Annotated in this window: 3 protein-coding genes; 2 read left to right on the forward strand and 1 reads right to left on the reverse strand. The window is 45.1% G+C overall.

Annotation, left to right across the window (positions count from 1 at the left end):
- A partial coding sequence (locus tag HT737_RS29245; RefSeq protein WP_182404561.1) for an Lrp/AsnC family transcriptional regulator occupies nucleotides 1–195 on the reverse strand: 195 nt, incomplete at its 3' end.
- 222 nt (nucleotides 196–417) lie between these two features.
- On the opposite strand from HT737_RS29245, the gene HT737_RS29250 reads away from it, so the two are divergent.
- Nucleotides 418–807, forward strand: a complete 390-nt coding sequence (locus tag HT737_RS29250) for a nuclear transport factor 2 family protein (protein ID WP_182404562.1) — start codon at nucleotides 418–420, stop codon at nucleotides 805–807.
- Nucleotides 804–1,465, forward strand: a 662-nt coding sequence (locus HT737_RS29255) for an FAD-binding oxidoreductase (protein ID WP_182404563.1), incomplete at its 3' end; no start/stop codon positions are given. The genes HT737_RS29250 and HT737_RS29255, both read left to right, overlap by 4 nt.

The following is a 1,465-nucleotide window of genomic DNA, read 5'->3' on the forward strand; positions in this document are numbered from 1 at the left end:
CCCACCTTCTTCGCATCGACAATTGTGACCTGTCCCCAAAATTACCCCATCGTCGCGCATTTTACGTATGCGCCTCAAAACAGATGAAGCGGACATACCTGTTTCATCAGCAATTTGATCCGCAGGCGTAAGGCAATCTCTCTGCAATATTGCAAGTATTCGACGATCGCCACGATCAAGTGCGTTGTGAGTCACTGATGCATTCCTCGTATTAGCCTGCGGAATAGAACCATTTATGGCAGGCTCAGTTGAACATAGTTGAAATAACGCCAAACGTCAAAAATCGATAGTTTTTGACGTGTAACGGTCATTTTTCGAGCAAATTATGCCGAGCTAATTCTAAATCTGGGAATAAGATGGTGGTAACCGGCAGATCGATCTCTGCCGTAATCTGGATTAGGTAAAGGGGTACGAGTAATGAGCAGTATTGCTGAATTGGTGATTGATAACTCAGTTGAAGTAGTTAATAACTTTTTCTCCGCGTGGGCAAAGCAAGATCTAAAGACAGTAATTGAAATGTTCTCTGAAGATGCCGTCTATTGTGCATCCCAAGGGCCTGAGCCAGGTAAAACATACCGTGGCCGCCAAGAGATTGAGCCTGCAGTGCAAGTAATGTTCGATGCTGCGGGCGAGACAAAGATGAAATTATTAGCGATCTATCCTTTTGAAGGTGGGGTCACTGCAACATGGGAAGTAACTGGTACAGACTCAAATGGCCAATCAGTGGCTGCTCTTGGAATTGATGTTTTCCTCGTGCGTAACGGGCACATCACTCTGAAGGACGCCTATCGCAAGGTTAAGTCATGAACAGCGTACATGATCACAATAATCCGAACCGTATCCCTCTGGATAGTGGATTAACCCAAGGCGGAAAGGACCTAGGATTTAATGCCGAACCAACGACTAGAGTCAGCTCCCCTATACGCATAGAAATGTCTGGGCTAGACCATGCACCATCTTATTGGGCAGCGACAGCCGGGGAGGAAGTGGTCACATCCAATCAGCTGACGAGCAGGTCATACACTTCGGTTGCCATTATTGGCGGTGGATTTACAGGGCTTTCGTGTGCTTATCACCTTGCAAAAAAGCATGGTATTAAAGCGACCGTTCTAGAAGCCAATAAAGTTGGATGGGGGGCAAGCGGCCGAAATGGCGGTTTTGCAATGATTTGTGTAGGTAAAGATGACTATGCAGACACCGTAGCTCAATACGGACTTAAAGAAGCAAAACAGCAATTTGACGTCGGATTTTCAGCAGTAAAAACTGTAGAAGATATCGTGCGCGAAAATATGATCGACGTCGAGCGCGCTGAAACCGGCTGGATAAATATCGCTCACAAACCTTCTAGAATAGATGGACTAAAATCAACCCAGCGACTTCTTAAAGATAGTTTCAACTATGAAACTGGATTTATTGACGAGAAGAATCTTAGACAAAATTATATTGGTAGCACTGAAGGGTATAG

It is taken from the genome of Pseudomonas sp. MD195_PC81_125, assembly GCF_014060985.1.
GTDB classification, from domain to species: Bacteria; Pseudomonadota; Gammaproteobacteria; order Pseudomonadales; family Pseudomonadaceae; genus Aquipseudomonas; species Aquipseudomonas parakoreensis.

Coding starts and splice junctions, on each gene's coding strand:
- HT737_RS29250 (WP_182404562.1), top strand. CDS start 418: ATGAGCAGTATTGCTGAATTGGTGATTGATAACTCAGTTGAAGTAGTT.